Source organism: Prevotella sp. HMSC073D09 (assembly GCF_001814145.1).
In the GTDB taxonomy this organism is placed as follows: Bacteria; Bacteroidota; Bacteroidia; order Bacteroidales; family Bacteroidaceae; genus Prevotella; species Prevotella conceptionensis.
This window is the reverse complement of sequence record NZ_KV815046.1, coordinates 1-1309: the sequence shown is the minus strand read 5'-3', so window position 1 is coordinate 1309 and position 1309 is coordinate 1. Positions and strand designations below refer to the sequence as shown.

The following is a 1309-nucleotide window of genomic DNA, read 5'->3' as shown; positions in this document are numbered from 1 at the left end:
AAGGTTTTGGAAAGTGCACGGGCATTAGTTTCGTGGACAGTACGATGATTCCCGTATGCTACAACATGAGGAGGAAATTCAACAAGGTGTTTGATGGACTTGCCAAGAACGGAAAGGGAACGATGGGATGGTGTCATGGTTTCAAGCTTCATCTGCTGTGCAACGAGATGGGCGATGTACTCACGTTCTGCCTGACTCCCGCAAACGTGGACGACAGGGACCCTAGGGTGTGGAAGGTCTTCACCAAGGTGCTCTACGGTAAAGTGTTTGCCGACAAGGGCTACATCAGGCAAGAGTTCTTTGAGAACCTCTTCAATCAAGGCATCCACCTCGTTCATGGGCTCAAATCAAACATGAAAAACAAGCTTATGCCCTTGTGGGACAAGATGATGCCGCGCAAGCGATGTATAATAGAATGCATCAACGAACTACACAAGAACAAGGCCAACCTTGTCCGTTCACGCCATCGCTCCGTACATAACTTCCTCATGAATCTTTGTGCGGCATTGGCTGCATACTGCTTCTTCGAGAATAAGCCTGAGGCACTGCCCGTGCGCATTGAAAAGAGTAGGCAATTGGAACTTTTCTAAGCAAATCCTTATCCCGAACTGGCGTAATATTCGTTTGTATTCGTGAAAGTAATAACTATCACACAATACAAATATGATTTACGGATATATTAGAGTAAGCAGCGATAAGCAAACAGTGGAAAATCAACGCTTCGAAATTAATCATTTTTGCGAACGCCAAAATCTTTCGATTGACGATTGGATTGAGGAAACTATCAGCGGCACAAAGAACTATACAAAACGGCAGCTGGGAAATCTGTTGAAGAAAATAAACAAGGACGATATTATTATTTGTAGTGAGTTATCACGACTTGGTAGAAACCTCTTTATGATTATGGAGATATTGAACATCTGCATGACTAAGGAATGTCGTGTTTGGACTATCAAAGACAACTATCGCCTTGGCGATGACATTCAAAGTAAAGTACTCGCTTTTGCCTTTGGGCTATCGGCAGAAATTGAGCGCAACCTTATCAGCCAACGCACAAAAGAAGCGTTGGCGAGAAAGAAAGCAGAGGGTATTGTACTTGGTCGTCCTAAAGGCCGCAAAAGTTCCCCCGACAAATACAAACTTTCAGGCAAGGAAGTTCTCATATCAGAGTTGCTGAAGAATGGCACATCCTTTCGAAAAATAGCGAAAATTTGCAAGGTTGATAGGAATACCCTTGCACGGTTTATTAGACTCAAAAGATTGGCAGAAAACTAATGAGCGATTTTGTGCAGCAACAGAACTCCGTTTG

At 43.5% G+C, this 1309-nt stretch carries 2 protein-coding genes; both read left to right on the top strand.

The window, feature by feature from the left end:
- Window positions 1-590: IS982 family transposase (locus tag HMPREF2955_RS02125; protein WP_070720442.1), on the top strand; the 590-nt coding region annotated here is incomplete at its 5' end.
- Between the two features lie 73 nt (window positions 591-663).
- On the top strand, window positions 664-1275 hold the full coding sequence (locus HMPREF2955_RS02120; protein WP_070720440.1) for a master DNA invertase Mpi family serine-type recombinase: 612 nt from the start codon (window positions 664-666) through the stop codon (window positions 1273-1275).
- Window positions 1276-1309 lie beyond the last annotated feature (34 nt).

Coding starts and splice junctions, on each gene's coding strand:
- HMPREF2955_RS02120 (WP_070720440.1), top strand. CDS start 664: ATGATTTACGGATATATTAGAGTAAGCAGCGATAAGCAAACAGTGGAA.